This window comes from Nitratireductor sp. GCM10026969, assembly GCF_042660605.1.
GTDB lineage: Bacteria > Pseudomonadota > Alphaproteobacteria > Rhizobiales > Rhizobiaceae > Chelativorans.
Genome location: NZ_JBHSUM010000340.1, coordinates 1 through 519, shown reverse-complemented (window position 1 = coordinate 519; position 519 = coordinate 1). Strand labels below are relative to the sequence as shown.

Genomic DNA, 519 nt, shown 5'->3' with positions numbered 1-519 from the left:
ATCAGGCCTTCGCCGCGTTTCTCGCCCTGGTTCAGCCGGCCATCGACCGGCTCGCCGGCCGGCCGGCGCGTCGCGGGATGGTCCTGCCGCTGGCGCGCAAGGTTTCATCGGGTGTGGGCATGGCCGAACTGGTGCTGGTAAAACGCGAAGAGGCGGCCTGGATGCCGCTTGCCGCCGGCGACCTTTCGCTGGATCAGATGCGCATGGCCGACGGGTGGTTTATCGTACCCGGCGAGAGCGAAGGACACGCCGCGGGAACCCCCCTTGAGGCGCTCCCGCTTCGGGATTTCACATGAGCCTGCCGCGATGACTGACACGCCAAACTCTTCCGATTTCTCAGACCGCCAGGGGATCGGCCAGGACCAGTTCCTCACGATCCTGTCGCGGGAGGAGGCGCTGGCCCGCTTCGAAGCGGCGTTGTTTCCGCGCGCCGTGGCGGCGGAGGCGCGGCCCTTGGCCGACGCGCTGGGGCTGGCGCTTGCGGAAAACGTCGTCGCGCCGATGGACGTGCCGCCCTTC

2 pseudogenes are annotated in these 519 nt (G+C 68.8%); both read left to right on the top strand.

Annotated elements, in window-relative coordinates:
- A pseudogene (locus ACFP9U_RS25400) lies at positions 1-296 on the top strand (molybdopterin-binding protein); the annotation flags it as partial.
- A gap of 10 nt (positions 297-306) precedes the next feature.
- Positions 307-519, top strand: a pseudogene (locus tag ACFP9U_RS25395) (molybdopterin biosynthesis protein); the annotation flags it as partial.